The sequence below is a fragment of the Psychrobacter sp. AOP7-A1-24 genome, from assembly GCF_052376235.1.
Taxonomy (GTDB): domain Bacteria; phylum Pseudomonadota; class Gammaproteobacteria; order Pseudomonadales; family Moraxellaceae; genus Psychrobacter.
In genome coordinates, this window is the sequence record NZ_JBQSVM010000003.1 from 119771 (window position 1) to 146379 (window position 26609).

General features: G+C 42.3%; 24 protein-coding genes. 16 read left to right on the forward strand and 8 right to left on the reverse strand.

Annotated elements, in window-relative coordinates; genetic code table 11:
• Nucleotides 1-16 precede the first annotated feature (16 nt).
• Complete coding sequence (locus ACT3QQ_RS02320) at nucleotides 17-1543, reverse strand: glycosyltransferase (protein ID WP_444526752.1); 1527 nt, start codon at nucleotides 1541-1543, stop codon at nucleotides 17-19.
• Between the two features lie 79 nt (nucleotides 1544-1622).
• Nucleotides 1623-2597: a capsular polysaccharide export protein, LipB/KpsS family gene (locus ACT3QQ_RS02325; protein ID WP_444526753.1), complete on the reverse strand. Its 975-nt coding sequence runs from the start codon at nucleotides 2595-2597 to the stop codon at nucleotides 1623-1625.
• Nucleotides 2598-3000: 403 nt separating this feature from the next.
• Here ACT3QQ_RS02325 and ACT3QQ_RS02330 point away from each other — a divergent pair, with 403 nt between their 5' ends.
• Genes ACT3QQ_RS02330 through ACT3QQ_RS02340 form a run of 3 tightly spaced genes read left to right on the forward strand, consistent with a single transcriptional unit; the run spans nucleotide 3001 to nucleotide 6990 of the window.
• Entirely contained in the window at nucleotides 3001-3885 is an 885-nt protein-coding gene (locus ACT3QQ_RS02330; RefSeq protein WP_444526754.1) for a UTP--glucose-1-phosphate uridylyltransferase, read from the forward strand.
• 3 nt (nucleotides 3886-3888) lie between these two features.
• The gene (gene pgi, locus ACT3QQ_RS02335; protein ID WP_444526755.1) at nucleotides 3889-5568 is read left to right on the forward strand and encodes a glucose-6-phosphate isomerase; all 1680 of its coding nucleotides are present in this window, start codon (nucleotides 3889-3891) and stop codon (nucleotides 5566-5568) included.
• Between the two features lie 36 nt (nucleotides 5569-5604).
• Nucleotides 5605-6990 carry a UDP-glucose/GDP-mannose dehydrogenase family protein gene (locus ACT3QQ_RS02340; protein ID WP_444526756.1) on the forward strand — a complete coding sequence of 462 codons (1386 nt, stop codon included), beginning with the start codon at nucleotides 5605-5607 and terminating at the stop codon, nucleotides 6988-6990.
• A 97-nt stretch (nucleotides 6991-7087) separates the two neighbouring features.
• On the opposite strand, the gene ACT3QQ_RS02345 is transcribed toward ACT3QQ_RS02340, so the two are convergent.
• The gene (locus ACT3QQ_RS02345) at nucleotides 7088-8575 is read right to left on the reverse strand and encodes a phosphomannomutase CpsG (protein WP_444526757.1); all 1488 of its coding nucleotides are present in this window, start codon (nucleotides 8573-8575) and stop codon (nucleotides 7088-7090) included.
• Between the two features lie 138 nt (nucleotides 8576-8713).
• Between ACT3QQ_RS02345 and mazG the strand changes: the two genes are divergently transcribed.
• The 8 genes from mazG to yjgA all read left to right on the forward strand — a co-directional run bounded on the left by mazG (nucleotide 8714) and on the right by yjgA (nucleotide 16314).
• On the forward strand, nucleotides 8714-9580 hold the full coding sequence (mazG, locus tag ACT3QQ_RS02350) for a nucleoside triphosphate pyrophosphohydrolase (RefSeq protein WP_444526758.1): 867 nt from the start codon (nucleotides 8714-8716) through the stop codon (nucleotides 9578-9580).
• Nucleotides 9564-9938 (forward strand): ComEA family DNA-binding protein, encoded by a 375-nt coding sequence (locus ACT3QQ_RS02355; protein ID WP_444526759.1) that lies wholly within the window; start codon nucleotides 9564-9566, stop codon nucleotides 9936-9938. The genes mazG and ACT3QQ_RS02355 overlap by 17 nt, the downstream gene beginning before the upstream one ends.
• A 166-nt stretch (nucleotides 9939-10104) precedes the next feature.
• The gene (pcnB, locus tag ACT3QQ_RS02360) at nucleotides 10105-12324 is read left to right on the forward strand and encodes a polynucleotide adenylyltransferase PcnB (RefSeq protein ID WP_444526760.1); all 2220 of its coding nucleotides are present in this window, start codon (nucleotides 10105-10107) and stop codon (nucleotides 12322-12324) included.
• A 1-nt stretch (nucleotide 12325) separates the two neighbouring features.
• A complete protein-coding gene (folK, locus tag ACT3QQ_RS02365) occupies nucleotides 12326-12847 on the forward strand; it encodes a 2-amino-4-hydroxy-6-hydroxymethyldihydropteridine diphosphokinase (RefSeq protein ID WP_444526761.1) in 522 nt (173 codons plus the stop codon).
• 126 nt (nucleotides 12848-12973) lie between these two features.
• Nucleotides 12974-13774, forward strand: coding sequence for a 3-methyl-2-oxobutanoate hydroxymethyltransferase (gene panB, locus ACT3QQ_RS02370; protein ID WP_444526762.1), 801 nt, complete (start codon nucleotides 12974-12976; stop codon nucleotides 13772-13774).
• Nucleotides 13775-13831: 57 nt separating this feature from the next.
• Complete coding sequence (gene panC, locus ACT3QQ_RS02375) at nucleotides 13832-14734, forward strand: pantoate--beta-alanine ligase (protein WP_444526763.1); 903 nt, start codon at nucleotides 13832-13834, stop codon at nucleotides 14732-14734.
• 106 nt (nucleotides 14735-14840) lie between these two features.
• The gene (gene rapZ / locus ACT3QQ_RS02380; protein WP_444526775.1) at nucleotides 14841-15752 is read left to right on the forward strand and encodes an RNase adapter RapZ; all 912 of its coding nucleotides are present in this window, start codon (nucleotides 14841-14843) and stop codon (nucleotides 15750-15752) included.
• Nucleotides 15753-15801: 49 nt separating this feature from the next.
• Nucleotides 15802-16314: a ribosome biogenesis factor YjgA gene (gene yjgA / locus ACT3QQ_RS02385; RefSeq protein ID WP_444519936.1), complete on the forward strand. Its 513-nt coding sequence runs from the start codon at nucleotides 15802-15804 to the stop codon at nucleotides 16312-16314.
• A 186-nt stretch (nucleotides 16315-16500) separates the two neighbouring features.
• On the opposite strand, the gene ACT3QQ_RS02390 is transcribed toward yjgA, so the two are convergent.
• The gene (locus ACT3QQ_RS02390; protein WP_444519935.1) at nucleotides 16501-17121 is read right to left on the reverse strand and encodes a thiol:disulfide interchange protein DsbA/DsbL; all 621 of its coding nucleotides are present in this window, start codon (nucleotides 17119-17121) and stop codon (nucleotides 16501-16503) included.
• Between the two features lie 503 nt (nucleotides 17122-17624).
• On the opposite strand from ACT3QQ_RS02390, the gene ubiG reads away from it, so the two are divergent.
• From ubiG to ACT3QQ_RS02410, 4 genes are all read left to right on the forward strand, one after another.
• Complete coding sequence (gene ubiG, locus ACT3QQ_RS02395) at nucleotides 17625-18470, forward strand: bifunctional 2-polyprenyl-6-hydroxyphenol methylase/3-demethylubiquinol 3-O-methyltransferase UbiG (RefSeq protein WP_444526764.1); 846 nt, start codon at nucleotides 17625-17627, stop codon at nucleotides 18468-18470.
• A 67-nt stretch (nucleotides 18471-18537) separates the two neighbouring features.
• Nucleotides 18538-19248: an HAD family hydrolase gene (locus tag ACT3QQ_RS02400; RefSeq protein ID WP_444526765.1), complete on the forward strand. Its 711-nt coding sequence runs from the start codon at nucleotides 18538-18540 to the stop codon at nucleotides 19246-19248.
• A 140-nt stretch (nucleotides 19249-19388) separates the two neighbouring features.
• Nucleotides 19389-20225 (forward strand): YciK family oxidoreductase, encoded by an 837-nt coding sequence (locus tag ACT3QQ_RS02405; protein ID WP_444526766.1) that lies wholly within the window; start codon nucleotides 19389-19391, stop codon nucleotides 20223-20225.
• A gap of 150 nt (nucleotides 20226-20375) precedes the next feature.
• Nucleotides 20376-20642, forward strand: a complete 267-nt coding sequence (locus ACT3QQ_RS02410) for a DksA/TraR family C4-type zinc finger protein (RefSeq protein ID WP_444519931.1) — start codon at nucleotides 20376-20378, stop codon at nucleotides 20640-20642.
• Between the two features lie 77 nt (nucleotides 20643-20719).
• On the opposite strand, the gene ACT3QQ_RS02415 is transcribed toward ACT3QQ_RS02410, so the two are convergent.
• Nucleotides 20720-21937 carry a CobW family GTP-binding protein gene (locus tag ACT3QQ_RS02415; protein ID WP_444526767.1) on the reverse strand — a complete coding sequence of 406 codons (1218 nt, stop codon included), beginning with the start codon at nucleotides 21935-21937 and terminating at the stop codon, nucleotides 20720-20722.
• 64 nt (nucleotides 21938-22001) lie between these two features.
• Nucleotides 22002-22760: an osmolarity response regulator transcription factor OmpR gene (gene ompR / locus ACT3QQ_RS02420; RefSeq protein WP_444522669.1), complete on the reverse strand. Its 759-nt coding sequence runs from the start codon at nucleotides 22758-22760 to the stop codon at nucleotides 22002-22004.
• Nucleotides 22761-23138: 378 nt separating this feature from the next.
• On the opposite strand from ompR, the gene ACT3QQ_RS02425 reads away from it, so the two are divergent.
• Nucleotides 23139-25670 carry a Tex family protein gene (locus tag ACT3QQ_RS02425; protein WP_444526768.1) on the forward strand — a complete coding sequence of 844 codons (2532 nt, stop codon included), beginning with the start codon at nucleotides 23139-23141 and terminating at the stop codon, nucleotides 25668-25670.
• Nucleotides 25671-25801: 131 nt separating this feature from the next.
• Here ACT3QQ_RS02425 and ACT3QQ_RS02430 read toward each other — a convergent pair whose 3' ends face one another.
• Nucleotides 25802-26260 (reverse strand): hypothetical protein, encoded by a 459-nt coding sequence (locus tag ACT3QQ_RS02430; RefSeq protein ID WP_444526769.1) that lies wholly within the window; start codon nucleotides 26258-26260, stop codon nucleotides 25802-25804.
• 77 nt (nucleotides 26261-26337) lie between these two features.
• Nucleotides 26338-26609 (reverse strand): hypothetical protein (locus tag ACT3QQ_RS02435; RefSeq protein ID WP_444526770.1); only part of this gene is annotated, 272 nt, incomplete at its 5' end.

Here is a 26609-nt window from a genome sequence, read left to right on the forward strand (position 1 = left end):
TAGATTTAAAGAATAACTAAACTGTTCGCAATCTTTTAAGATCATAGGCAAGGTTGAGATGGGTACGCCATAGAGTTTGAACTTCCTCTGGATAGACTGATTTTACAAACTCTTTGGCATTTTCTGTCATTAATTGAATCTCCCCATCTGGATCGTCAGCATCAATAGTGCGCATCATGTGTTCGAGTGATTCCGCGAACTCTTCAATACTAGAACCACAAATCATACCACGGCCATCACTAAGTAAGAACGCCGAGCCTGCATGCTTGCGTGCTATTACTGGAATACCGATATCCATTGCTTCAGCAATGGTTAATCCAAACGACTCGTTAATTGAGGTTGTAGCATGGATTGCGCTCTCTCTCATTCGCGCATCTAAATCTTTTACTGGATACATCACGTTGACATTAGTTAGAGATGAAGCTAACTCTAGTATTTTATTACGTTCAGGACCATTACCACCACCGTAAATATCAAGGCTCCAACCAGAAATGCGTTCAGAAGCAATTTTAAACGCTTCAATTAATTCGTCATGTTTTTTTACTGTATCCATCCTCCCAGCAGCTATGATTTTCTTTTTTCTTAAAAATGAAGCTTTACGTTTTTGTGGAATGGAGTTAGGAATAGGTATAATTTGTACTGATGTAGCCTTACTAAACACTTCAACTAAGGAGGGGTTAACCAAATGTATAGCATCACATAGTCTTATAGCCTCGATAAAGCTTTTTGCATTATCAGTGGTGCTAGGTATTTCTCCATTCTTTAAGCTTTGATCATAACGTACAGGATTGTGATCACCCAATATGTAACATACAGATCGAGCTAAATTTTCTTTAAAAAAGGTATAAATCTCTCCATCATAGTTTGGAAGATAGGCAAAGTCGCTTTTAAGGCTAGCTAGATATTTACGAAATTTTGTTAGCGTACTTTGTTCAGCAGAGATTTTTCCTTGAGTTAAGTCGAATTTTTTAAATTCATGTGGGTTTTCCATATATGATTCAATATAATCAAGTTTAACGCCGTCAGGACAACTGAATATCGGACCATCGGGTACTAACCACATTGCGCAAATAGTAACTTCAAACCCTGCCTTAACTAATACATCAGAAAGCTGGAAAAGGGCAGATGTTTTGCCCCCCGATGCGTTTATTTGTCTAGAAAATATAGTTATTGAAAGAGGTTTATCATATGATTTCTGTATGAATGATAAGGAAGCTGCTCCGCCTAGAGTTGCATAAGGAATGACTTCAAGGTTTTCAGTTATTGCTTTTGAGCTATCAATTTCTTCTAATTTGACTCTACTTAATCTATCTTCATTTTTCCAGTAAAGATCAAAAGTTCCTTGTCTATAGCTTCTCAAATTAAGTTTTTCAATTGGAAGTATAAAAGCTCCTTTTTGATTCCTAAAGAATGTAGTTGAAAAGTTAGGAGTTTCTCGCAAAATAGCAATTAATTTTTCATTTCTGCTTTCTGATTCGACTACGATCTGCCTGTCTCTAATATATAGCCTATTTCTATTATTGTTTTCTGAAGCCTTAAACATAATTATTATAACCTACGTAATGGTAGTGGTAAAAATGGAGTATTTACAATTGAGTTATATCTTCTTTAGCTATTGTAGTTTATAAATTCAAATTATAATAGCAGATATAAAATAACTGAGAAAGTGATGGTGTGTTTGAGTTTTCATCACTAATACATAGGTCTTTATAAAAGGGTTGCCCTAATACGGTGACCTTTTTGCCTCTCAGTAAAGCCTCAAATCCACCTAACGATGTAATCGTATAGACATGATCGATAGTTTCCAATGCATCGACTAAATGAATAGATTGAGTGAGTATAAGGCAATCTAGATCAGTAAGAGTGTTGATGGTAGAAAGGTCATCGAGTGTCATAGGGTGTGGTTTGACAATAATTTGTGTATCAGGATTTTCTTCGATTGCTTGATTAACCACATCGAGTAAGGTAATACCCTCACCGCCACCATATTTCAATGAATCATCATGCGGCACTTGTCCTAATACTAAAATACGTTTTTTACTCTTGATACCGTATATAGGAACAACGTTCACATACGGCTGATGATTGTATTTGCTTACTCTGTGTGACACGTAATAATCAAGCATCTCCTGTGCCAACGTCTCATCATAGCCATTCTGCTCAAAGGCAAAGCTAGCAATCAAGTCGGTCAAATCGTTTGGGCGAGTAGTATCAAAATATGGCGCTTGACTATCCATTACGATAGATAACGGTGGCTCGCTACTATCATCTTCAGGACCTGAGCGGATAAAACCATCTTCTAAGAAAAAAATATCTAAATTTTGCTCTCGTACATATTCAATAAAGTATTGAGGTGCTTTATAGCCCCAAATATAGATAACTGGATTGACCTTTGTGATGAAAAGTTTGAGCCAAATATTAAAATACTGCTTATCAAAGTGACGTTGAATTTGTATATGGGATGACTCTAGTACCCATTCGCTGACAATATTCTTCCATGGCAGCATACCAACCACTAGTGCCAAGCGCTGTTTAGGGTAGCGATAGTGTTTATAGTAGCCTAACAATAATGGCTTTGTATAAGAGGTAAATTTCATAGATCTATTAAATAATACACGGAAAGGGTGGCTGTTAATATACACCGCAAAAGTATAGTAGCGTGTGTAACAGTAAGATTTTAGGTCACTACGTATACGCTTTTGTCAAAGTTTACATTTGTCTAATAGTTTCGGACTAGTACAACTTCTTATTTTACAGTAGGATTAATTATTTCTGCTTTTATGGGTCGAAAGTCTACTTATGAGCCTTATATAAAAATTAACAAGCTTTTATAACTTATAAGCTGACTTGTAGGATATTAAAGCATATTCAGAAAAACAAACCGAATATTCGAATATTAGTACCATATACTTGAATAGTGTAGCATCATGCTTTAATGTCTCGTAACTTTCAGTACCATCTTTATTTACTTTTTTAATCAAAATAATAGTCTATACACTTATGAAAAAACTCACTCACGCCGTTATTCCTGTCGCAGGCTTTGGTACTCGTATGTTGCCGCTGTCTAAGTCTGTACCAAAAGAGTTGTTGCCGCTTGGCAATCGCCCTGCCATTCATTACGTGGTCGAAGAGGCTATCGCTGCCGGTATCAAGCATATTGTCTTGGTCGGTCATGCGCAAAAAAGCGCGATTGAAAACTACTTCGATATCAATGTTGAATTGGACAATCAATTACGTCATAAAGGCAAAGATGAGCTGGCTGATAGCTTAAATTGGTTGCCAGAAGATGTAACGGTATCGATGATACGCCAAGGTAAAGCGTTAGGTTTGGGTCATGCGGTACTAGCAGCGCGTCCAATCATCGGTGAGCATGACTTTGCCGTATTGCTGCCCGATGTCGTACTTGATCCATTTACCACTAATATGTCTGCTGATAATTTGGCCTTTATGCTAGATGCCTTTGCTAAAGATGGTCACTCACAGATATTGGTTGATCAAGTAGCGGATGAAGACGTACATAAGTATGGTATCGCTCGACTAGATGAAAAGCTCAGTGATACTAATGATATTAATGAAGAAATAAATATTAATGCTAGCTTTAAAGTGGCTGGTTTTGTAGAAAAGCCAAACTTAGCCGATACTCCTTCCAATCTGGCTGTAGTAGGACGCTATGTATTTAGCAACCATATCTTTGATTACTTAGCCAATACTAAAGCTTCAGTTGGCGGTGAGATTCAGCTGACAGATGCGATTGATGCGCTCATTAGTGAATATGGTGTCCATGTCACGACCATGCGTGGTGATAGCTACGATACAGGTGATATGCGCTCGTATATGCAGGCGTTTATTTACTTTGCCAAGCAGCAATTAGCAAATGATGAATAGCTGATGAAAGAGATAAAAAGCGACAAAGCATATAGTAGTGCTCGACATTCTAAATACTGGCAGCAGCTACAGACGCTTGCAAAGCACCCGTGGTCGCTTGCACAGCTATTTACGCAAGATGATAAACGCGCTAAGCATTTCAGTGTGCAGGCTGGCGCATTGTATATGGACTTTAGTAAGCAGCGTATCGACCAGACAGTATTGTCTAATTTACTGAGTTTGGCCGATAGTTGTGAGCTAGATGCTCGTATTGATTCGTTACTACAAGGGGCGATGGTAAATACCAGCGAGCAGCGAGCAGCATTGCACACAGCATTACGATTGCCAGAGACAGCAACATTACAAGTCGATGGACAAAATATCGTCGCTGATGTACATCATAGTTTGGCACAAGTAGCACGTCTCTCAGAGCGCGTGCGCAACGGCACTTGGCGTGGGTTTTCGGGCAATGCAATTACAGATGTTGTCAATATTGGGGTTGGGGGTTCTGATCTTGGCCCGCTAATGGCAACTACAGCGCTTGATGAATGGGCAGATACCGATATTGAGGTGCATTTTGTCTCCAATATGGACGGTACGCAGCTTGATAATTTGCTTAAGCATTTAAACCCTGAGACCACACTATTTATTATCTCTTCCAAATCATTCGGGACAGTTGATACTTTATCAAATGCTAAGACGGCATTATCTTGGCTACTTGCAACGGCAAAACTTCGCGCAGGTACAGAAGATAGTGTGTTGCGTCGACACTTTATCGGCATCTCAGCCAATAGTGTGAAAATGAGTGCTTGGGGAATTCATCCTGAGCATCAGTTGCAGCTTTGGGAATGGGTCGGCGGTCGCTTTTCTCTATGGTCGGCAATTGGCCTTGCCATTGCAATTCGTATCGGTATGCCTGGTTTTAAAGAATTATTAGCTGGTGCTCATAGTATGGATGAGCATTTTGCACAGGCTGACTTTGCTGATAACTTACCCGTACTGCTAGGCTTATTAGCTGTGTGGAACAGTACTTTTTTACAAGTAAATGCGCACACTGTATTGCCTTATGATGGTCGATTGGGCTATCTACCTAGCTATCTTACCCAGCTAGAGATGGAAAGTAATGGTAAGTCCGTTACTCGAAATGGGGATCGTATTGACTATGATACTTGCCCAATTTTATGGGGTGAAATAGGCTCAAATGCACAGCATGCATTCTATCAGCTGCTACATCAAGGCACGCAGCAGGTCTCCTGTGACTTTATCGCCTGTGTACGTCGCTACGGTGATGAGGCGCGAAATTCCTCATTGCAACAACAGCACGAATTATCTTTAGCAAATTGTTTAGCGCAAAGTCGAGTGCTAGCATTTGGTAATGCTGCTGTGACAGATCTGGTCGATCTACAGACAGTGTCCGAAGCAGACAAATATAAGTACTACCGTGGTAACCAACCGTCAACCACATTATTGATTGATGAGCTGACGCCGCATAGCTTAGGCGCATTGATAGCGCTCTACGAGCATAAGGTCTATGTCATGGCCAGCATTTGGGATATCAATCCGTTTGATCAATGGGGCGTCGAGATGGGCAAGCAAATGGCAGACTCGGTACACCATGCTATGCAGCATATCCAGAAAGATTCTCAAGGTCTATTCGATACGTCTACTGATCAATTACTACAGCGTATTAAACAGCTGTCTTAGTAGTATTGATACGTCAATAATATAGGAAAGACGCTCATGGAAACTGCTTCAGATGGTAGCCATATGAATAAATATAATGATAAGTCTGAACCAAACCAATTAACTGATTCCACAGTTTGTGTGCTTATTGGTCACAGTATAGAGGCGATTACCAGTGCAGTGGTGCTAGCAAGTCTTGGTCAGTGTGTGCATCTTTATGCAGACAGGCCGCTACTGACGCAGCAAATACAGCAATATGGTTTTGAGTATCATCTGCAAGCTCTATGGCAAATGTATGAGCAGCAGCAGGTTATTATCAGTAAGGAGTTACCAGTTAGAGCCGACATGCTAATAAAAGGCTATGAAGTAGCTGGTCATAACAAAACTGATGCTCAAAGTACGGTGACGCTTTACTGGTTGTTTTTAGACAGTATTAAGCTGGCATGGGGGGAAGAGAGTTGGATTACCGCTTTTAATCAAAGTCATCAGCAGGCGTTACCGATGATTATGAGTGGTATTGAGCAGTTAGGTCATGTATCGGAGCTGGCTCAGCGTTTACAGCGTGCTTGGGTCTATTATGTGCCCTTTGTATTCTTACAAGATGGTGATGCTTATAGCTCAATGCTAAACCCTTCGTTATGGTTATTAGGTGAAAAAACAGCAAGTAGTAGCCAATATTTAAATGTGTTAAAGCCTTTAATGCAGCATGCACGCGCCACTCATCATGCTGATATCGCAACGATAGAGTTTGCCCGCAGTAGTATCATGGCGATGCTAGCGACCAGGGTAAGCTTTATGAATGAAATGTCACGTTTGGCTGATAGTCAAAATGTCGATATCAGTCAAGTCAGTCGTATCATGGGATTGGATGAGCGGGTAGGCAGTAGTTATCTACAAGCAGGGTGGGGCTTCGGTGGTAATACTTTGCCCACTGAGCTGGCTAAATTGCAACAATCAAGCCATACACACAGTTTGGATACGCCTTTATTACAATCTATTGTACATATTAATGAAGATCAAAAAGAGCTGATATTCCGTAAGTTTTGGCAGTATTTTGATGGGTTTATCGATAACAAAACCGTGATGGTTTGGGGCGGTAGTTATAAATCAGGCTCAGGACGTACTGCTGGCTCAGCTATCCATCCGCTATTAGCATTACTGTGGTCTTATAGTATTCGCACACTGATTTATAGTGATAAGGCACAGCACGAACTGGCTGAGCTGTATCAGCAACAACCGTTGCTTGAGTTAGTTGTAGATCCTTACCAAAAGCTTCATGATACTCAGGCTATTTTTATTATTAGCTGGTCACCGCGAGATCAGTTAGATATTGCCAAAATTAATCAGCAGGCCATGCCAGTATTCGATGCGCAAAACGCACTTACTCGAACGCAAATTAATAGCTTAGTAGGTGACTACATGGGTATTGGTCGTACTAAATAAGTTTCCTTAAAGTATTTTTGATGAAAAAGGCTCGTTAATAATATTAACGAGCCTCTTTTGACTGACAATCAGAATTATTTTTACTGGGTTAATTACTTTATGCTGGTACGGCACCTTGAGTTGCTAGCCATTGCTGAATTTCTTGAGTTTTAGTAGCCAGTAACGATTGATCACCGCGACTTTCGATATTCAATCTAATAAGTGGCTCGGTATTCGATGCGCGTAGGTTAAAGCGCCATTCTCCAAAGTTCAAACTCAAACCATCGAGGGTTGATTTAACTGGTTGCTCGTTACTGAATTTAGCTTCAATCACGCTAATAATTGTTGATGCATCGTGAGTGGTGAGGTGAAAGTTTAGCTCACCTGAGCTAGGATAGGAGGCAATATAGCCTGTGACCAATTCTGATAAGGTTTTACCCGTGATAGACAACAGCTCAATGGTCAATAACCATGGAATCATGCCACTATCGCAATAGAAGAAGTCTCGGAAATAGTGATGGGCAGACATTTCACCACCATATACTGCACCTGAGTCCCGCATGACTTGCTTGATAAATGAGTGTCCAGATTTACTGATAACAGCTTTGCCGTTATGTTCTTCTATCACTGCTTCGGTGTTATAAATCACTCGTGGATCATAGACGATTGATTCGCTTGGATATTTATTTAAAAAAGCTTGTGCGAGCATGCCAACGATGTAGCTACCATCGATAAACTCACCTTGCTCATCAAATAAGAAGCAGCGATCGAAGTCACCATCAAAGGCGATGCCAAGATCAGCATTGTTGTCCAAAACGGCTTGCTGAGTAGCCACTCTATTGGCTTCTATCATTGGGTTGGGGATGCCGTTAGGGAAGCTGCCATCCGGAGTATGATGCAGTTTAATTACTTCAATCGGTGCATCTGCTTGTGCTAGCTTATCGATTAATAAATCGACCACAGGACCTGCGCTACCATTGCCTGAATTGATGACTAGTTTGAGCGGTTGCAGTTTATTGGTATCAATAAAGGTCATGATATGGTCAATATATGCGTCTTTATCAGTCAATAATTGCAATTTGCCTGATTGATTATCCGTAGTGAACTTCCCAGATTCTGCCAATGCTTGAATCTCTGCCAGACCGTCATCAGCACTGATTGGTTTTGAATGCTCTTTGACCAATTTTAGGCCATTATAGTTGATAGGGTTGTGACTGGCAGTGACTTCGATACCGCCCAATGCCTGATAGTGACTGGTAGCAAAATACACCTCTTCAGTACCACTCATACCCAAGTCGATCGCATCGATGCCTGCATCCATCATACCTGCGATAGCCGCCTGTTTTAACTGCTCACTAGAGTGGCGAATATCACTACCGATAACGATAGCAGGTTTTAGAGTTGCCATATCATTGGCTTGAGACTGAGCCGCTGCCTGATAACGCTGAGATAAAATCTGTGCGAACGCGCGCCCGATACGATAGGCAATCTCTTCATCGAGATTGACCCCAAGCTCACCGCGAATGTCATAAGCTTTAAATGAGCTGATAGTAATAGGGTTGAATGTCGCGGCTGGTTGGTAGCTGGTGGTCACAGAAGTGGACATAATAATAAAGTTCCTCGCGCATGAGCAGTGGTAAAGTGAAGATGTCAGTAGCACAATTATAAGCCAAGCTGTGTTCAATGATACACTAACTATGAGACAAGTCAGCAAACAACACATAAAACGACAAGAGCAGTCCTTATGAGTATTTCAGACAACACCACGACCGTACTTAAGCCCGTACAAGGAACACCAGAAGCCACAGGCCAGCTTGATGATCTTTTAGCATTGATGGCGCGGCTACGAGTTGATTGTCCATGGGATAAGAAGCAAAGCAATCATAGCCTCATTCCTTATGCCATTGAAGAGGCTTATGAGCTAGGCGAAGCGGTACAAAGCGACGATAATGAAGATATCAAAGGTGAGCTTGGTGATGTGCTACTACAAGTGGTGTTTCATTGTCAGATGTATGCTGAGCAAGGGCGCTTTGATATAAGTGATGTCATTACAACCTTACAGGAGAAGCTAGTTCGCCGTCATCCACATGTATTTGAAGCCGAAACGCTCAAAGATGATGCAGCGGTAAAAGTACGCTGGGATGAAATCAAGGTTGAGGAGCAGCAGGCACGCGAAGCACGTGGTAAATCAAAACGTCGCTTAGATCAGGTTAAAGCGGGTAGTGCCTTGATGCAGGCGCAAGATGTACAAAAGCAAGCGTCAAAGTTGGGTTTTGATTGGGAAGGTATTGCAGGTGCCGTAGATAAGCTAGACGAAGAGATTGCTGAGCTAAAGCATGAGCTAACAGACAAATCTACAGCCGAGGTCAAAGCCAATATCAGAGAGGTCGAAAAAGAATTAGGCGACTGTATGTTTGCACTCGTAAACGTTGCACGTAAACTAAATCTTGATGCAGAAGCGGCTACCTTAACCTGCGTGCACAAGTTTAAGTCCCGCTTTGGCTACATTGAAGAACAGTTAGCTGTTGCTGGCAAGCGACTAGAAGACAGCGATATAATTGAAATGGATGCACTGTGGGAAGCGGCGAAACAACATGAACGCTCATCGTAAATTTTCATTTGCCAGTTTACTAACGACCATAGCTTTTAGTCTCCTATTGTCTGTGGTCACACTCAGTAATGCGAATGCAGATCCTTGTTTTGACGACCCTAAACGTGCCTATGAGTATTTAATCGCAAAAGAAAAAGCTGTCATGCAAGCGCGTGAGCAGAAAGTCATCAATATCAATCGAGCCAGTGAAGGTGAGCTGGTTTCGTTAGATGGTATCGGCAGTAGTAAAGCGCAGGCAATAATCTTATATCGTGATATGTTTGGCGATTTTAAGACAGTGGGCGAGTTAGCAAAGGTAAAAGGTATCGGTCCAAAAACAGTCGAGAAAAACCAAAGACGTTTAAGCGTTCGCGATTAATGAGGGTGTTTTGCATTAATAAACCCCAATATTGACAAAATAGCATGTAAGTAAATGTCATAACACCCCCAGTAGGTCCAAAATTTGTTAAACTAGAGGGTACATCCGCCTGATAAACGCTGTGTTATTCAGGGGTAGTTAAAGAATACCGGCGAGGAGTAGATGCATGGCCGAGCGTGCCGCCAAGCAGTTAGAACTGAACAAATCTGAATTACCCAATTCCATTACTGAAGTGATTGCCACATTGACCCGTGCTGGGTTTGATGCGTATATCGTCGGTGGTGGTGTGCGCGATACTTTATTAGGTCTGCGCCCGAAAGACTTTGACGCTGTCACTGATGCCAAGCCGCATGAGATTAAAGACGTCTTTGGTAAACGCTGCCGCATTATCGGTCGTCGCTTTCAGCTAGCACATGTATACTCAGGTCGCGAGCTGATCGAAGTTGCTACTTTCCGTGGACCACCAACCAGTGCTGCCAATACCAACCAAGACGGTATGATTTTGCGCGACAATGTTTGGGGCGATATTCAGCAAGATTTCTCCCGTCGCGACTTTTCTATCAATGCATTGTATTATCAACCGCTTAAAGGCATCGTTCATGATTTCTGCGGTGCGCTTGATGATATTGACAACAGAATCATTCGTCTATTGGGCAATGCGCCAGTACGTATCGAAGAAGATCCTGTGCGCTTGCTACGTGCCTTACGTTTCAAAGCCAAGCTAGGCTTTGAGTTTGATGAAGCGTTGTCCGCGCAATTTAATGACGGAAACTGGTCGCTGCTTGAGCAAATATCACCGCATCGTCTCTATGATGAAACGCAAAAGATGTTTACCGGCGGCTATCTAGTACCACTATTGCCATTATTGTTTGAATCAGGTGCGATTGATAGCCTTATTATCTATCCACCATCTGAGCCAAGTGCTTTAGTGAATCAAGTAGCCATTAACACTGATAAGCGTATTGCAGCGGGCAAAAGTATCAATCCTGCATTTTTCTATGCTGCCTTACTGTGGGAAAATTACCTACATCAATTGGCAAAAGCTAAAAAGCGCAATATGCCGTTTGCCGAAGCGCAAATGCATGCGGCTGGGAAAGTCATTGACCGTCAACGTATTAAAACCGCTATTCCGAAATTTGCTGAGCAGTTTATCCGTGACATTTGGATATTGCAGCCAAAACTTGCCGCCCCGCGTAGTAAACAAATCGTTCAGCTGTCTGAGCATCCACGTTTCCGTGCTGGCTTTGACTTTTTATTATTGCGTGAGCAATGTGGTGATGCAGAGCATCCGCTATCAGAGTCAACCAACGATATGGGCGACTGGTGGCAAACGTACCAAACTTTGTCTGAACAAGAGCAGCAGCAAGCAGTTGATGATTTTGACGAAAATATTCGCCGAGGTGCTTATAAAAAAGGGCAACGTGGTCGCGGACGTAATCGTCAGGAATCAAAAACACAGACTACTGATAACGCAACACCTAATCAGAACAGTACAAAGCAGAATAAAGCCGATGTCCGTGCTGAAAAAGGTAGAAATGATCAAACAATGGTAAACGATTCGTCAAATGTACCAGCCCGTCGTCGCCGTGCTGCAAACCAATCTAAAACTGGCCGTAATGACAGCGCAAGACACAACGTGCAGCAAGTAGAGCAAGATAATAACGAGCTTGCTCAGTTACAGCAGTTGTCTCTCGCTAATAACAAGCAATCAGCAAGTCAACAGGCAAAGCCTAAGCCCCTATTTGTTATAGAGCATGAGAACGTTGTGCCACCTTTACAGAAGCAACTATCAGCTGACGATACGTCGAAACGCAGCAAAGCACCTGTACGAAAGCAAGCATCAACCAATCAAGATGCACCAAAGCAAATGGTTAAGTCTGAACGCTCAAATAACGTTCAGTCATCTAATACTAACCAGCCAGAAGTTCAGGTATCAGCTAGACCAGCTCGCTCGATTGCAAGATCACCTGCGCTAGTCAGTATGAATAATGAGCCGATTCCGCATAAGCGTCGCCGTCGTCAGCCTACTGTAGATGGTACAAGCAGTGTCGAAGTACAAAGTAGTAACGATGCGAAGGGCAGTAATGACAAAGCAAAGCCAGCAGCGAAGTATACGAAAAAAGTGCCTAAACCTGCAGTTGAATCGACTGATAAAAGCAATACTAAAGATGTAAAGGCAGTAGGTAGCAAGGCAGTAGATAGCAAAGCCGCGACAAAAACCATTGCACCTGCGAGAGCCAAAAAATCGGTAAAAGCAACTGCTGCGAAGGCTGCTAAAGCGAAGCAAGATACGAATGATCAGATGTCTGTTGTGAAAGTAACTGATAATAAAGGCCCTGTACCATCGAAGCGCCGCCGCCGTCAGCCTAGTACTGAAAGCGCATAATATGAATAACAGTACAGATGATATTAACTGGGTTACCTGTTATGTGGGCTTAGGTAGTAACCTCGCTAATGAGCTGGGTACGCCTACCGATCATTTGCAGCAGGCGCTTGCAGTAATGCGAGCACATAAGCAGTTACGCGAAGTAAGTGTCTCTTCTTTTTATGCTTCAGCACCGATGGGTCCACAAGATCAGCCAGATTTTGTCAATGCAGTGGCTGGCTTTGAGACGACACTTGCCCCTTACGAGCTGCTTACTTTTTGTCAGCAGTTAGAAGAGTCAGCCAAGCGGGCACGTTTGCGTCGTTGGGGTGAACGTAGTCTAGATGTTGATATTTTGCTGTACGGTGAAATGCAGATTACTGATCCAACACTGACAGTACCGCATGCTGGTTTAAGTGAGCGCAATTTTGTCTTAATACCACTGCGAGAGTTGTCGCCAAATTTAACCATCGCAGGTAAGTCGATAGGTGACTATTCCCAAAGTAGCGATTGGACAGGTTTAACATTAATATCAAGCAGTTGATTATAAATAACTAATACTAAGTGACAGACGTTAAATGTTTGAAAGATTTGTCTAACGTATTTCAAGCATAGCTCGGATAGTAGCAATATTAATAATCAAAGGCATTGCAGATTAATTGAGGGTCATATGACGACATTATCTACTCTAAATAAATTTAAAAAAGACGGTACTAAGTTCACTTGCTTAACCTGTTATGACTCGATGTTTGCACGAATGATGGAAAAAGCTGAAATTGATACGATTTTAATTGGCGATAGCTTGGGCATGGTTGTACAAGGCCATGACTCAACGCTACCTGTGACAGTTAAGGATATGGCTTATCATACTGCCAATATTGCCCGTAGTAACAAACATGCGCTGATATTAGCTGATCTTCCATTTATGAGTTATGTGACATTACCAGAAGCCGTTGCTAATAGCCGCACACTAATGCAAGCAGGGGCGCATGTCGTAAAAATTGAAGGCGGCAGTGAGCTGTGCGAATTGGTAACGACCTTGGCGCAAGCAGGTACACCAACTTGTGTACATCTTGGTTTGACTCCGCAATCAGTCAACGTGTTTGGTGGTTATAAAATCCAAGGTCGTGGTGATCAAGCGGCTGATAAACTGCTTGCTGATGCCAAAGCAGTCGTAGCCGCTGGTGCTGCACTGCTGGTATTAGAATGTGTGCCTGCTGAGCTTGCAAAAGCCGTTACTGAAACCGTTGCCGTGCCAGTCATTGGTATTGGTGCTGGTGCAGATACTGATGGTCAAGTGCTAGTGATGCACGACATGCTTGGTATGGCACATGGCCGAGTGCCACGTTTTGTCCATGATTTCTTAACGGATGAGCGCAATAGCGCGAACAGTATCGAAGGTGCTTTTGCACTCTATCAGCAGTCAGTACGCGAAGGTAGCTTCCCGACTGAGCAGCACCAATTTAGCTGATTTTGAAGTTATTAAAGCTATTGAACAACAGAACGTTTGAATAGAAGAAAAGTAATCATGTCTCCAATTATTCATCATGATATCTCATCACTACGTGAAGCGCTTCAGCCTTATCGTGGTCAGCAACATGATAAACAAGAGCGTCAGCAGCGTATCGCGTTAGTACCAACAATGGGTAATCTACATGACGGTCATCTTGAGCTGGTAAGAATTGCCAAACAGTATGCAGATGTAGTGGTAGTCAGTATTTTCGTTAACCCCACTCAGTTTGGCGTTGGAGAAGATTTTGATAGCTATCCACGTACGCTAAATGCAGATGTGGCCAAGCTTGCGACAATTAGTACAGATTACGTGTTTGCACCTAGTATTGATGCAATGTATCCAGTATTACCACCACCTACTACTGTGTTGGCTGGAGATATCGCAAATCAACTATGTGGTCAGTCACGTCCTGGACACTTTGATGGTGTTGGCATCGTTGTCTCTAAACTGTTCAATATCGTACAGCCAGATGTGGCAGTATTTGGACAAAAAGATTATCAGCAGCTTGCTATCATTAAGCAACTGGTACGTGACTTGAGTTATCCTATTAACATCATCGGCGCACCTATTGTTCGTGCTGATGATGGTTTGGCGCTATCATCGCGCAATCAATACTTAAGTGCAGATGAACGACAGATTGCCCCTGTACTACATCAAGCATTGCAAGAATTTGCTCTGCAATTAAAACGTACTGATCTTAGTCAACAAGCATTCGACCAACTGTTAGTAGATACACGGGCACGCATTAGTGATACAGGTTTTATTATTGATTATTTGGAAGTAAAGACTGAAGCGCTAGGTTCTGTTGTGAGCGACTCTACAACCTTTAATACAGAAAACAAAAACATCGTTATTTTAGTTGCAGCTTGGCTAGGACGAGCGCGCTTACTAGACAATCAGTTAGTAGTGATAAATTAGGCTCTTATGACATATCAGTAGGCTGGATACAATAGACTTGGGTGAGTAGATCATGGGTGTAAGTCAGGATCAAAATGTTAATACGTCAGTATCGGTAGTGGATCAGATGTCTACGAATAAGCTCAGTATATTGGTGGTGTCAGGGCGTTCGGGATCTGGTAAAACCTCAGTATTGAATATTTTAGAAGATTTGGGCTATTACTCTATTGATAATCTGCCGCTGTCTTTATTACCTAATGCTGCTCATAAACTGGTTAACGAAAGCGGCATTCATCGTATAGCGCTTGGTGTTGATATTCGAACGCCACGTGCTGATCTATCTAATTTTGCAGTAACGTATGCCTCTCTTAAGGAAACTTATGGCTCCAATGCGGTACAGATTCTATATGTGACTGCACAGGAAAGTACGCTGATAGCTCGTTTTAATGCAACGCGCCGTGTACATCCTTTGATGTCTCAAGATACTGACAGTGATAATGCTAAACATATTGCCTTTAATTTACCTGCCGCTATCAGAAAAGAAGTTGAACTGTTAGAGCCAATTGCTGGTCATGCTGATATTAGGATTGATACCAGTAGTTTAAATATCCATCAGCTAAAAGACAGTTTGCGTGAACATATAGGCATGGACAACCAGATTGTCATCAATCTACTGTCCTTCGGTTTTAAATACGGTAGCCCTATTGATGCTGACTTTGTATTCGATGTTAGGGTTTTACCGAATCCGCACTGGAACCCTGAGTTACGTGACTCGACAGGTTTAGATACTGAGGTAGGCACATTCTTTTCAGATTATCCAGAAGTAGCAGAGATGATGAGTGATATTGATAAGTTTTTGACCCGTTGGCTACCAGAGTTTTTGCACAACAATCGTCATACGGTCACGGTTGCCATAGGCTGTACGGGCGGCAAACATCGCTCTGTTTTTATCACTGATCATCTACAACGTCGCCTTGCTAATGCTATGCCTAAAGGCGTAAAAGTATTGGCAAAACACCGCGAAAAAAGTCGTTGGTAGTGATATCAGACACTATTTAATTTATTAATTATTATTTTGGAAAGCTTTTATGATTGACTGGAAAGAACAGGACATGCGCGTCTCGCGCACAGAACTCAAAAAAGCCCATGAGCGCTTGCAGCAGTTATCTATACCGCTTGCTAGCCTATCGAAAAAACAGCTAAAAGCCTTACCTGCCAGCGATTACTTCATGGCAGAGCTAATGGCGCTCGCTGATATTACTAGTGCTAATGCTCGCAATCGTCAGACCAAACGTGTTGGCAAACTCATGATTGAAGAGAATCGTCATGAGCTGATAAAAGCACTATTTGATGCCTTTTTTCCTAAAGAGCAAGTCTCAAAAATAGAGAGCTGGTACGAGCGTCTAAATATCAATGATGAAGGTACGCTTAAGCAGTTTGTGAAGCAATATAAAGCTTCTGAGCACCACAGCATGTACCAGTTACTATTGTGGATAGAGTATGCCAAACATATGCAAGATGATGAGTTGCTAGCAGAGTCTAAAGAAGATTTGGCGAGTTATGTTCGTGAAGTGGCTATTTTATCGCAGCTAAAAAAATAACACCGACACCAAGCTAGAAAGCCATTAATTAAAATATCGTTAGTTAAAAATGGATAGTTAGAAAATAGCTAGCTAAAAAACCATGCACAAAAAAGCCAATCATAAATTGATTGGCTTTTTTGTGCATGACATACAGTTGGATCGTATCATACGTCATGTATATGATTTAAATCTTTATTACTTGAGTTATTTCTTTTCGGCACGTACTTTATCAACTAAAAAGTCAACGATCTTAGGTACAGTAGCGTCTTGACCGCTGATGACATATTTACCTTGTACCACCACGGTTGGTACACCCGTTACTTGATAGCGTTTAGCGCCAGCTTGTGAGCGACCAATTTTTGTACCAACAGCGAATGAGTTGTAAAGGCTATTGAATTTTTTCTCGTCAACACCTTGTGAGCCATACCATTTACTTAGTGACTGTTGGTCAAACAGTTTTTTACCGTCTTTATGGATTGCGTTAAACAAAGCATCATGTGTTTTGTTTTCGAATCCTAGTAACTGCGCTGCATAGAAACCGCGAGCGTTGGTTTCCCAAACAGGATTCATTGCCGCTGGCGTTTTAAAGAAGGCAACATCTTTATCTTTGTTCTTTGCCCATTTTTCCATATGCGGGTTAAGCGCATTACAATGTGGGCAACCATACCAAAAGAATTCACGAACAATGATAGCATCACCGCTGATTTTCTCTGGGTTGTCTAGCACACGATAATCTTTTCCAGCGACATAGTCTGCAGCTTGTGCGCCCATAGAGGCAAGTCCGATGGCCATAGCTAGACCAGTCAGTGTGATGACACGTTTCATACTTTATCCTTGAGGTGTGGAGACTTAGAATGGGTTAAGAGGTTGGTGCCTGTATAGTTGTTAAACATGTGACACTCCAAAATATATAACTTTTAAAGCGTCTAAACTAGACAGCGCCGAGTATAATCGAACAATAACAAAGTATCGACTATGATAACGTAAAAAGTATGTACTTGTGAATCGCATTCTTAACCAATAGTTGTAAAGCTGTTAGCTATTATTTAAGGTATATTGCTTGTTAGTTTCTGAACCTACTGTTTCTTAAGTGTCTGCTTTATTTCTATGCGTGGTGCAAAACTGTTCAGAGTATTAGGTTGCGATATTATTATAAGGATATATCTTTTCTATATTAAAATACTGCCTAACAAATAGGGTAAAGTTTAAACTTATTCACAATCGGTGACGATGTGCTTACGACAAAAATGCTACTCTCATGCTAATATTAAGTACATAATCGTGCACGGTAAACGATAATAACGATAGTGACAATCAAGGAACATACCATGAGCTCAGCTTTAAATTCTTCGTCAACTTCAAGTGATCAAAATAATAATACCGCTTTCAATAATGCAGAGTCTAACACCATAAACGTAGATCCTAGTGAAGTCGAAAAATTTAATAACTTGGCAAGTGAGTGGTGGAGCAATACAGGCGCGTTTGCAACATTACATGAAATTAATCCATTACGTTTAAATTGGATAGAAGAAAACGTCAAACGTGGCTATCAAAATGCTGCTAGCAATAACGATACTGCTAACAAGACCGCTGAGCAAGGACTTGCTGGCAAAAAAGTACTTGATGTAGGATGCGGCGGCGGAATATTGTCAGAATCTATGGCACGCCGTGGGGCTGATGTGACAGGAATTGATTTAGGTACAGAAAACCTAAAGGCTGCTGCGTTGCATGCTGAACAAAGCCAGCTAGAGAATACGCTTCGTTATCAGCATATACCCGTTGAAGAGTTGGCAAAAACGCATGCTGGTCAGTTTGATGTGGTGACTTGCATGGAGATGCTAGAGCATGTGCCAGACCCTAGTTCGATTGTGCAGGCTTGCTATGAGTTGCTAGCTCCTGGCGGGGTTTGCGTACTATCAACGATTAATCGCAATCCTAAGTCTTATCTGTTTGCCATTGTTGGTGCAGAGTATGTACTGCGATTGCTTGATCGCGGTACCCATGACTATGCCAAATTTATTACGCCGGCTGAACTGGATAAAATGGCACTCAATACTGAATTTGTCCGTCAAGATATTATCGGTTTACATTATAATCCGCTGACCAAACGCTATTGGCTTGCCCAAAACGTTGATGTTAATTATATGATAGCCGTACAAAAGCCACTGGTTTGATGCTACATACAGTCATTTATTTACCATACTTTCACTAAACACATCATCAATTTCAAGAGCATTCACTATGACCCAATTTGTAAAAGCTGTTTTATTTGACCTTGATGGGACATTAATCGACACTGCTGCTGATTTTGTTCGTATCATTGGTAAGATGAGCCTCGAAAATGATTGGCAAGCACCGCCTGAAGTGGAAATTCGTGAGCAAGTCTCTGCGGGTGCCTCAGCCATGGTACAACTGATGCTAAGGCATAATGACCAACTCGAAGTCAGCGAAGAGGCGTTGCTTGAATTTCGTCAGCAATTTTTAGACGATTATGAAGCAGATATCTGCGTCGATAGTTGCGTGTTTCAAGCACTTGAAGCGGTATTGACCGAACTTGAAGCAAAGGGTGTGCCGTGGGGTATCGTTACCAATAAGCCGCGTTACTTAGCCGAAAAGCTACTAAGTGAGATGCAACTGGATCAACGTTGTGCGGCTCTAGTATGTCCAGATGATGTATCACGCACCAAACCAGACCCAGAACCGATGTATATGGCGTTAGAAAAGCTTGGTATACCCCGAGGTGCGGCGGGCTGCGTAGTCTATGTCGGTGATCATGTACGTGATATTGAAGCGGGTAATGCAGCTGGTATGCCAACGATTTTGGCTGCTTATGGATATATTCCACCTGAAGATCAAAAGTCTTTGAAAAAATGGGGTGCCGACTATATTACGGATACGCCTGAGCAGTTAAATAAATTATTACTCTCTTCTGGTAAGTTTGAGTATTTATAGACTGCACTTTTCTAAGCTGTCTTTCTATAGGCAGTTTTCATAGCGTTAGTAGTAAAGCTAGAATACCAATTATATATCACCAGTTTTACAACCATAAGCATATATCCTTAACGATTTGATGATAAGTAGTGAGTAATGCCATGAGTGACAACAATGATCAACCAGTCGATCAGAAAGACAATAAAAAAACGGTTCAAAGTCCTATTCAGCCTTTGACTCATGACGATATTCGTAGCTTTGTGCCATCCAGTAATTGCCTAGATGGTAAGACTATCTTAGTGACTGGTGCAGGGGATGGTATTGGCCGTGTTGCTGCATTGACCTACGCTCGTTATGGTGCCACTGTTTTATTGTTAGGGCGCACTAGTAGCAAGCTTGAATACGTCTACGATGAAATTGAAAGCCTTGGTGGTAAACAGCCTGCTATGTTGCCGATGAACCTAGAAGGGGCAACTTACGCTGAAATGCAGCAGCTTGAAGGACTAATTAACAAAGAAATCGGACAGTTAGATGGTATTTTGCACAATGCTGGCGTGTTAGGCCAACTGACGCCACTTGAGATGTATGACGTCGATACTTTTGCCCAAGTGATGAAAGTAAATTTCACAGCGACTTTTATGTTGACCCAAGCGTTATTGCCACTATTGAAAGATGCTGATCATGGCTCTGTTGTCTTTACCTCTAGCACTGTAGGTACGCATCCTCGCGCTTTTTGGGGGGCTTATGCACTCTCAAAACAAGCAGTAGAGGGTATGAGTGATATTTTTACTCAAGAAACTCAGAACACCACTAATCTACGCTTTAACTGTGTAAATCCAGGCGGTACTCGTACCAATATGCGTGCGCATGCTTATCCAGGTGAAAACCCTATGAGCTTAAAAACGCCTGAGGACATTATGGCTGGCTATGTTTGTCTGATGAGTGATGAAAGTATTGGCGTACGTGGCCAGGTAGTTGAGCTACAACCTAAAGATTAGTAGTGCAGTTTGTGAATCGATTACGTCATTATTTATTGATAGTTTTATAAACTATCGCAGGTTGCAATTGACTATAGATAGCCCCATCTATTTGTTATTAAAGACATTTGTGTTGTCTGATTATAACGAATAAAAAAACAGGGTAAAATTATGGCAGGTGGTTGGTCAAGAGATGGTGCTGAGCACGAACAGATGGATGCAACTGTAAATGATGCGTTGGAGCGAGCGAGACGTTCGTTGCCAACAGGTATAAGTGCTGAGCTGTGTGACGAATGTGGCAAGCCTATTCCAGAGGCACGGCGACTGGCAGTGCCTGGTATTCAGCATTGCGTTAGTTGTCAGACGGAACTTGAACAAGAAGCAAGAGCAGCTGAGCTGTTCAATCGTCGTGGTAGTAAAGACAGTCAGTTGCGCTAAAAAATAGTTAGTTGCTTCGAAAAAAAGGGCGAACATTGCTAGGTAAAATAGTAATGTTCGCCCTTTTTTATCTGTTGCTATATAACCATTGCCATCAGTTCGCGATCGCAATTTTCCCAGTTTATCAAGGATGATAACGCTTCAGCATCATTCTTACTTTCTGTTTTTTCTATAGCTGTGTCGACATCACCATCTGATTGTAAAATAATTTCCAATCGACTGTCAGTCTGTGGGTCAATAGTTTTGGTAGTTAGACTACCAGGGTTAAAATTGATCTGCATCCATCCATCAGAGGTATGCACCACGCCCTTGATACGTTCCCAGTTTGGCAATGCTAATAGCCAGTTCTGTAGGTCGTCAGCGTTTAGTACGTAGTATGCAGGTAGTCGCCATCCAGCCAATTGAAAGTCTTGCTGCTCTTCATGATAGCGATAGGGTAGGTCATTATTAATATTGTCTTGAGCTTCGTGCTCATCTGTAGATGGACTCGACACTGGCATAGCGGCTAAAGAATTGCCTTGAGACCGTAAACCAATCATCGATTTTTGAGAGTGAGCGATATTGACTTTGCGTTGATTCGAAATGATATAGCTAGGTTTGTTCAGCTGATCTTTCAACGTTGCTGAGTATGCGTCTGTTAATTGGACCTCTGATAAATCTGTTGTTTCAGCTGACGCCAGTCTTGATGCTATCCAAATGATTTTTACTTGAGAATTTAGCTTGGTTATCCACTTTACCAAAGATTGTTTTTCGCTAGTATTTAATTGGGCATAGCGATTGATGATTAACACATCGGCATCACGGACATGCGCCTGAAAACCATCATGATCACGATACTTACTCTGTTGCCATTGCTCGCCACTCAACACGGTTATCACGGCATTCATTTTTAGTGCGGTTTGCCAATGCGGCGCACTGAGTTGTAGTATCAGATCGCGTGGATGTGCTAACCCTGTAGGCTCAATAAGTAGTCGCTGCGGATGATGATCACTGAGCAGACGACTGATTGCAATTTGTAAGGGCAGCTGACTAGTACAGCAGATACAGCCGCCACTGACTTCACGAATGGCGATATTTTCTTGCTCAAAATCACTGTCTTGAGAACTCGCTAAAAGTGCACCGTCGATACCGATACGGCCAAACTCATTGATCAGTAGAGCCCAGCGCTCGTCATTAGGTTTTGTGGCCAGTAATTGATTAATGACAGTAGTTTTACCAGCACCTAAAAACCCTGTCACTAATGTGCAGGGTATATTCTGAAAAATCATAGGTTTTTTCACAGGTATACTCATCATATTGGCACGTGCTTGTAAGCAACCAAACACGGCCTATATTAAAAGAAATTAGACCAACCAAAAGTTATTCACTTTCGATGGTTTCTATCTCAGCTTCATCAGGAACGAACACATAACCTACGCCCCAAACCGTTTGGATATAACGTGCCTGTGAAGGGTTGTCTTCGATCAGACGACGTAAACGTGATACTTGTACATCGATAGAGCGCTCCATTGCACCCCATTCACGACCACGAGCAAGGTTCATCAACTTATCACGGGTCAATGGTTCACGTGGATGCTGTACGAGTGCCTTTAGGACTGAAAATTCACCAGTCGTTAAAGTAACGACATTACCGTCACGTTTAAGCGTACGAGTTGACAAATCCAGTGTCCATGGCCCAAATTCAACCACTTCAAGCTGATGGCTTGGCGCACCTGGCAATTCTCGGTTTTGACGACGCAGTACTGCTTTGATACGAGCCAAAAGCTCTTTTGGATTAAATGGTTTAGGTAGATAATCGTCTGCACCTGCTTCTAGACCTGCGATACGATCAGCGTCGCCACCTTTAGCGGTAAGCATAATGATAGGAATATCTGCATTGTCTTCACGTAGACGCTTGCAGATACTGATACCATCTTCGCCTGGTAGCATTAAATCGAGCACGACCAAGGAGAAAAGCTCACGCTGCATGAGTTTATCCATTTGACTGCCATCATGAGCAGTACGAACAACGAAACCATCATCTTCTAGAAAGCGTTGCAACAAAGAGCGCAGACGAGCATCATCATCGACGACTAAAATACGCTGCGTCAACGTGTCAGGGCTGTTGTTATCGGTCATACAGACATCCTTTTATAAAAATTATTGTTATCAGAAACGACAAGTAAATAGCTATGAGCAAAAACATTGCCATTAATCGTCATTATTTAATTATTGGTTACGAATAAGCGCATTATAAAATTAAAAACTATTGTTCAATATGTCAGCACATATCAATATTTGTGTTATTACTACTTTAGTGTATAAGATTGCACCGTGAATTGCATCACCCATGATAATAAATGCTGTATGTGTTTGTTTAATAAGTCCATAGGATGTGCGATATAGAAGGATTTATGCCATAAAATGCGCAATAAATAACGAAAAGATAAAAAGGATTTTTATTCATGCAGCTTTTGCTATAATGCAAAGCTACATTTCTCAACGATTGATACGTATATGAGTAGCACTGATACCTTAACGTCATCTCAAACCTCGACAAATGCACAGGTTTTAGATGCAACCACACACGCGAATATTCACGACAAGCTTGCTCGCGCGCTTGGCATTAAGACTGCTCAAGTCAATGCGTTTGTCAAACTTTATGATGAAGGCGCGACGGTTCCTTTTATTGCGCGTTACCGCAAAGAGAAGACTCAGAATCTTGATGATGCGCAGCTGCGTGCTTTAGAGAAGTCTCTTAATTATGAGCGTGACATGGCAACACGTCGCCTCAAAATTACTGAGCTACTAAGCACACAAGGCAATCTGACTGATGAGCTACAGACGCGTATCGATAATGCGACGTCTAAGCTTGAGCTTGAAGACATCTATCTGCCATATCGCCCGCGTCGTCGTTCGCCTGCTGCCAAAGCTCGTGCCGCTGGTCTTGATAATGCTGCCCAAGCGGTGTTGACGCAAGAAGTCACCCCGACGGATGCCTTGGCTGACTATCAAGTCCAGTCAAGTATCACTGATGACAGTGGTAATGAAATCGAGGTTGATTTTAGCGATATCGAAAAACAACTCGCTGGCGTACAAGCGATCATAGTTGATGAATGGACACAAGCACTGGGCTTGTTGGATAACTTACGCAGTGGTTTTGCCAAAACTGCCAGTATCGTATCGAGTGTTGCGAGCGAAGAAAAGCGCGAAGTTGGCGAAAAATTCAAAGACTATTTTGAGCATAGTGAAAGTCTTGCTCGATTGCCAAACCATCGCCTATTAGCAATGTTGCGCGGTCGTCAAGAAAACGTCTTGGGTCTAAAAATTGAAGGCGAAGACACGCCATTTATCGAAAAAATCATCAGTCATTTTGATGTCGATACCAAAGCACCAGCAGCACGTCGCGAGTTTTTAGCAGAGGCAGCCAGTAGCTTGTGGAAAGACAAGTGGCGTCCACATATCGAGCACCGCTTGTTAACTGAAAAGCGCCTAGCCGCAGAAGCGGATGCGATTGATGTGTTCGCTAGCAACTTACAGCACTTGCTCATGTCTGCACCTGCAGGGCCAAAAGTGATTTTGGGTGTCGATCCTGGTATCCGTCATGGCGTAAAAATGGCTATCGTCGATGCGCAAGGTCATGTTGTGTCAGATAGCGAAGAGAAACCTGTGATAGCGACCGTGTATCCGTTTGCACCTGATAATAAGATGGATGAAGCCAAAAAAGTCATCGATGCGCTGTTAAGCACTTATAACGTTGATTTGGTAGCCATCGGTAATGGTACTGCAAGTCGTGAAACAGATGCGATGATCAAAGAGATTTTGGCCGCGAACGATGCACTAAAAGCTAAAGCCGTCATTGTTAATGAGTCGGGCGCGTCTGTTTATTCGGCAAGTGAGCTTGCTAGTGATGAGCTTGCTAACCTAGACGTTTCGGTACGCGGAGCGGTTTCTATTGCGCGTCGCTTGCAAGATCCATTGTCAGAGCTTGTTAAAGTTGATCCAAAAGCCATTGGCGTGGGTCAATATCAGCACGATGTTAATCAAAACCAGCTTGCAGACAGTCTTGATAAAGTAACTCAAGACAGCGTGAATGCCGTTGGTGTGGATGTGAACATAGCCAGTCCAGCCATCTTGGCTCACATCGCAGGTCTTAATCGCAATGTGGCGCAGCAAATCGTCACCTATCGCAAAGAGCACGGTGCATTTGATAGCCGTGAAGCGCTTAAAAATGTCCCACGCCTAGGCACTAAGACATTTGAGCAAGCAGCTGGTTTCTTACGTATTCGTAATGGTAGCAATCCACTAGATGCCACTGGTGTGCATCCAGAGAGCTATGCATTGGTCGATAGCTTACTCGCACAAGCGGACAAGTCATTATCGGAAGTCATTGGTAACGATGGTGTGCTCAATACTATCGATACGACTACATTGGCTGCTAACGACGATAACGTCAGCGTAAAAGCGATTATCGAAGAGCTTGCTAAGCCTGCTCGCGATCCACGTCCTGAGTTTAAAACAGCCAATTTCCGTGATGACGTCAATAGCATTAAAGATTTAAGCGAAGGCATGACGTTAGAAGGAGTGGTTACTAACGTGACGGCTTTTGGTTGTTTCGTTGACGTTGGCGTGCATCAGGATGGTTTGGTGCATATCTCGCAGATGGCCAATGACTTTGTCGCAGACCCTATGAATCGTGTCAAACCCGGTGATATTGTGTCGGTACGTGTCATCTCTATCGATGAGAAACGTGGCCGTATTGGGTTTAGTATGAAGCCTGAATCTGAAAAACCTGTACGTACTGCTGCCAAGTCTACGACAGCTAGTGCAGATGGTGAGAAAACCAGTCGTCCGCGCAATAATAATACAAATAGCAATCGTCCAGCTGCTGACAAACGTCCATCTAAGCCACGTGGTAAGCGTCACGATAAAGACAGCTCGAGTAATCGTAGCAAACCAGCCAAAAACGATAAAGCTGAAGCCCCAAGTAAGATGGGTACACTCGGAGCTCTATTACAAGAAGCTGGCGTCACCAAAGCTAAGAAATAATTACTATTAAAAGTAGCTAAAATTTGTAGTCACGTATAACAAAAAAGGCAGCCATAGGGCTGCCTTTTTTTGTCTCAAAAATACAATACGAAATTACTATTTCAAGTAATGCATTAGCCGATATTACCTAACTATCTGATGACAGGTTGTTGCATATCAGGTTGCTGCATATCAGGTTGTTGCATATCTGGCTGTTGCATATCTGGTTGCTGCATGTCTGGTTGCTGCATGTCTGGTTGCTGCATATCTGGTTGTTGCATATCTGGTTGTTGCATATCTGGTTGTTGCATATCTGGCTGTTGCATGTCTGGTTGTTGCATGTCTGGTTGTTGCACACCTTCTACCTGCGTAGCCATGCCTGAATTGCCATTGGTTCTCGCAATAGAAATGGTTTGAGTTTCACTGATTTGAAATGGGCTAGCTTCAGCAGAAGCGACCTCACTCTCTGCACTTTCCACTTCAGCTTGCATTGCACTATCAGCAGCTGCTTTTTGCATGTTCGCTGGTGTCATATCTGTTGGTGCTGCCATTGCAAGTGTAGGTAATACAAGTGTAGTACCCAAAATTAACGATAAAATATTCTTTTTCATTGTAAAGCTCCGATACATATTATTAGTAATAATTAGAGATTGCGTTTTAGATATCATTTATTTTTTGACTATCCGATCTAATTATAATCGCTCGCCTCAACATCCATATTTGTATCGTTAGTTTCCTCCATTTCTTGTTCAACTTCGTCAGTTTCGCCGTTCATTTCATTTGCTTCATTACCCATTTCCATATCGACATCAGCAGTATTTGACTCTTCGACATCTACCGCGCCAGGTTGAGTAGCTAGCAGTTCACCATCAGGACTTTCTACTTCGGCTTGTACAGTGCTCTCGACAGGAGCATTACGCATATCTGATGGTGCTAGATCGCTATTATTGACAGGTGCTG

What these genes read in the sequence shown, in the direction of transcription:
- ACT3QQ_RS02425 (WP_444526768.1), top strand. Translation starts at nt 23,139, where the DNA reads ATGAGTAGCACTGATACCTTAACGTCATCTCAAACCTCGACAAATGCA.
- ACT3QQ_RS02340 (WP_444526756.1), top strand. Translation starts at nt 5,605, where the DNA reads ATGGAAACTGCTTCAGATGGTAGCCATATGAATAAATATAATGATAAG.
- ompR (WP_444522669.1), bottom strand. Translation starts at nt 22,760, where the DNA reads ATGACCGATAACAACAGCCCTGACACGTTGACGCAGCGTATTTTAGTC.
- folK (WP_444526761.1), top strand. Translation starts at nt 12,326, where the DNA reads ATGAATAACAGTACAGATGATATTAACTGGGTTACCTGTTATGTGGGC.
- pgi (WP_444526755.1), top strand. Translation starts at nt 3,889, where the DNA reads ATGAAAGAGATAAAAAGCGACAAAGCATATAGTAGTGCTCGACATTCT.
- ACT3QQ_RS02320 (WP_444526752.1), bottom strand. Translation starts at nt 1,543, where the DNA reads ATGTTTAAGGCTTCAGAAAACAATAATAGAAATAGGCTATATATTAGA.
- panB (WP_444526762.1), top strand. Translation starts at nt 12,974, where the DNA reads ATGACGACATTATCTACTCTAAATAAATTTAAAAAAGACGGTACTAAG.
- rapZ (WP_444526775.1), top strand. Translation starts at nt 14,841, where the DNA reads ATGTCTACGAATAAGCTCAGTATATTGGTGGTGTCAGGGCGTTCGGGA.
- ACT3QQ_RS02410 (WP_444519931.1), top strand. Translation starts at nt 20,376, where the DNA reads ATGGCAGGTGGTTGGTCAAGAGATGGTGCTGAGCACGAACAGATGGAT.
- ACT3QQ_RS02345 (WP_444526757.1), bottom strand. Translation starts at nt 8,575, where the DNA reads ATGTCCACTTCTGTGACCACCAGCTACCAACCAGCCGCGACATTCAAC.
- ACT3QQ_RS02330 (WP_444526754.1), top strand. Translation starts at nt 3,001, where the DNA reads ATGAAAAAACTCACTCACGCCGTTATTCCTGTCGCAGGCTTTGGTACT.
- pcnB (WP_444526760.1), top strand. Translation starts at nt 10,105, where the DNA reads ATGGCCGAGCGTGCCGCCAAGCAGTTAGAACTGAACAAATCTGAATTA.
- mazG (WP_444526758.1), top strand. Translation starts at nt 8,714, where the DNA reads ATGAGTATTTCAGACAACACCACGACCGTACTTAAGCCCGTACAAGGA.
- ACT3QQ_RS02405 (WP_444526766.1), top strand. Translation starts at nt 19,389, where the DNA reads ATGAGTGACAACAATGATCAACCAGTCGATCAGAAAGACAATAAAAAA.
- panC (WP_444526763.1), top strand. Translation starts at nt 13,832, where the DNA reads ATGTCTCCAATTATTCATCATGATATCTCATCACTACGTGAAGCGCTT.
- ubiG (WP_444526764.1), top strand. Translation starts at nt 17,625, where the DNA reads ATGAGCTCAGCTTTAAATTCTTCGTCAACTTCAAGTGATCAAAATAAT.
- ACT3QQ_RS02430 (WP_444526769.1), bottom strand. Translation starts at nt 26,260, where the DNA reads ATGAAAAAGAATATTTTATCGTTAATTTTGGGTACTACACTTGTATTA.
- yjgA (WP_444519936.1), top strand. Translation starts at nt 15,802, where the DNA reads ATGATTGACTGGAAAGAACAGGACATGCGCGTCTCGCGCACAGAACTC.
- ACT3QQ_RS02390 (WP_444519935.1), bottom strand. Translation starts at nt 17,121, where the DNA reads ATGAAACGTGTCATCACACTGACTGGTCTAGCTATGGCCATCGGACTT.
- ACT3QQ_RS02400 (WP_444526765.1), top strand. Translation starts at nt 18,538, where the DNA reads ATGACCCAATTTGTAAAAGCTGTTTTATTTGACCTTGATGGGACATTA.
- ACT3QQ_RS02325 (WP_444526753.1), bottom strand. Translation starts at nt 2,597, where the DNA reads ATGAAATTTACCTCTTATACAAAGCCATTATTGTTAGGCTACTATAAA.
- ACT3QQ_RS02415 (WP_444526767.1), bottom strand. Translation starts at nt 21,937, where the DNA reads ATGATGAGTATACCTGTGAAAAAACCTATGATTTTTCAGAATATACCC.
- ACT3QQ_RS02355 (WP_444526759.1), top strand. Translation starts at nt 9,564, where the DNA reads ATGAACGCTCATCGTAAATTTTCATTTGCCAGTTTACTAACGACCATA.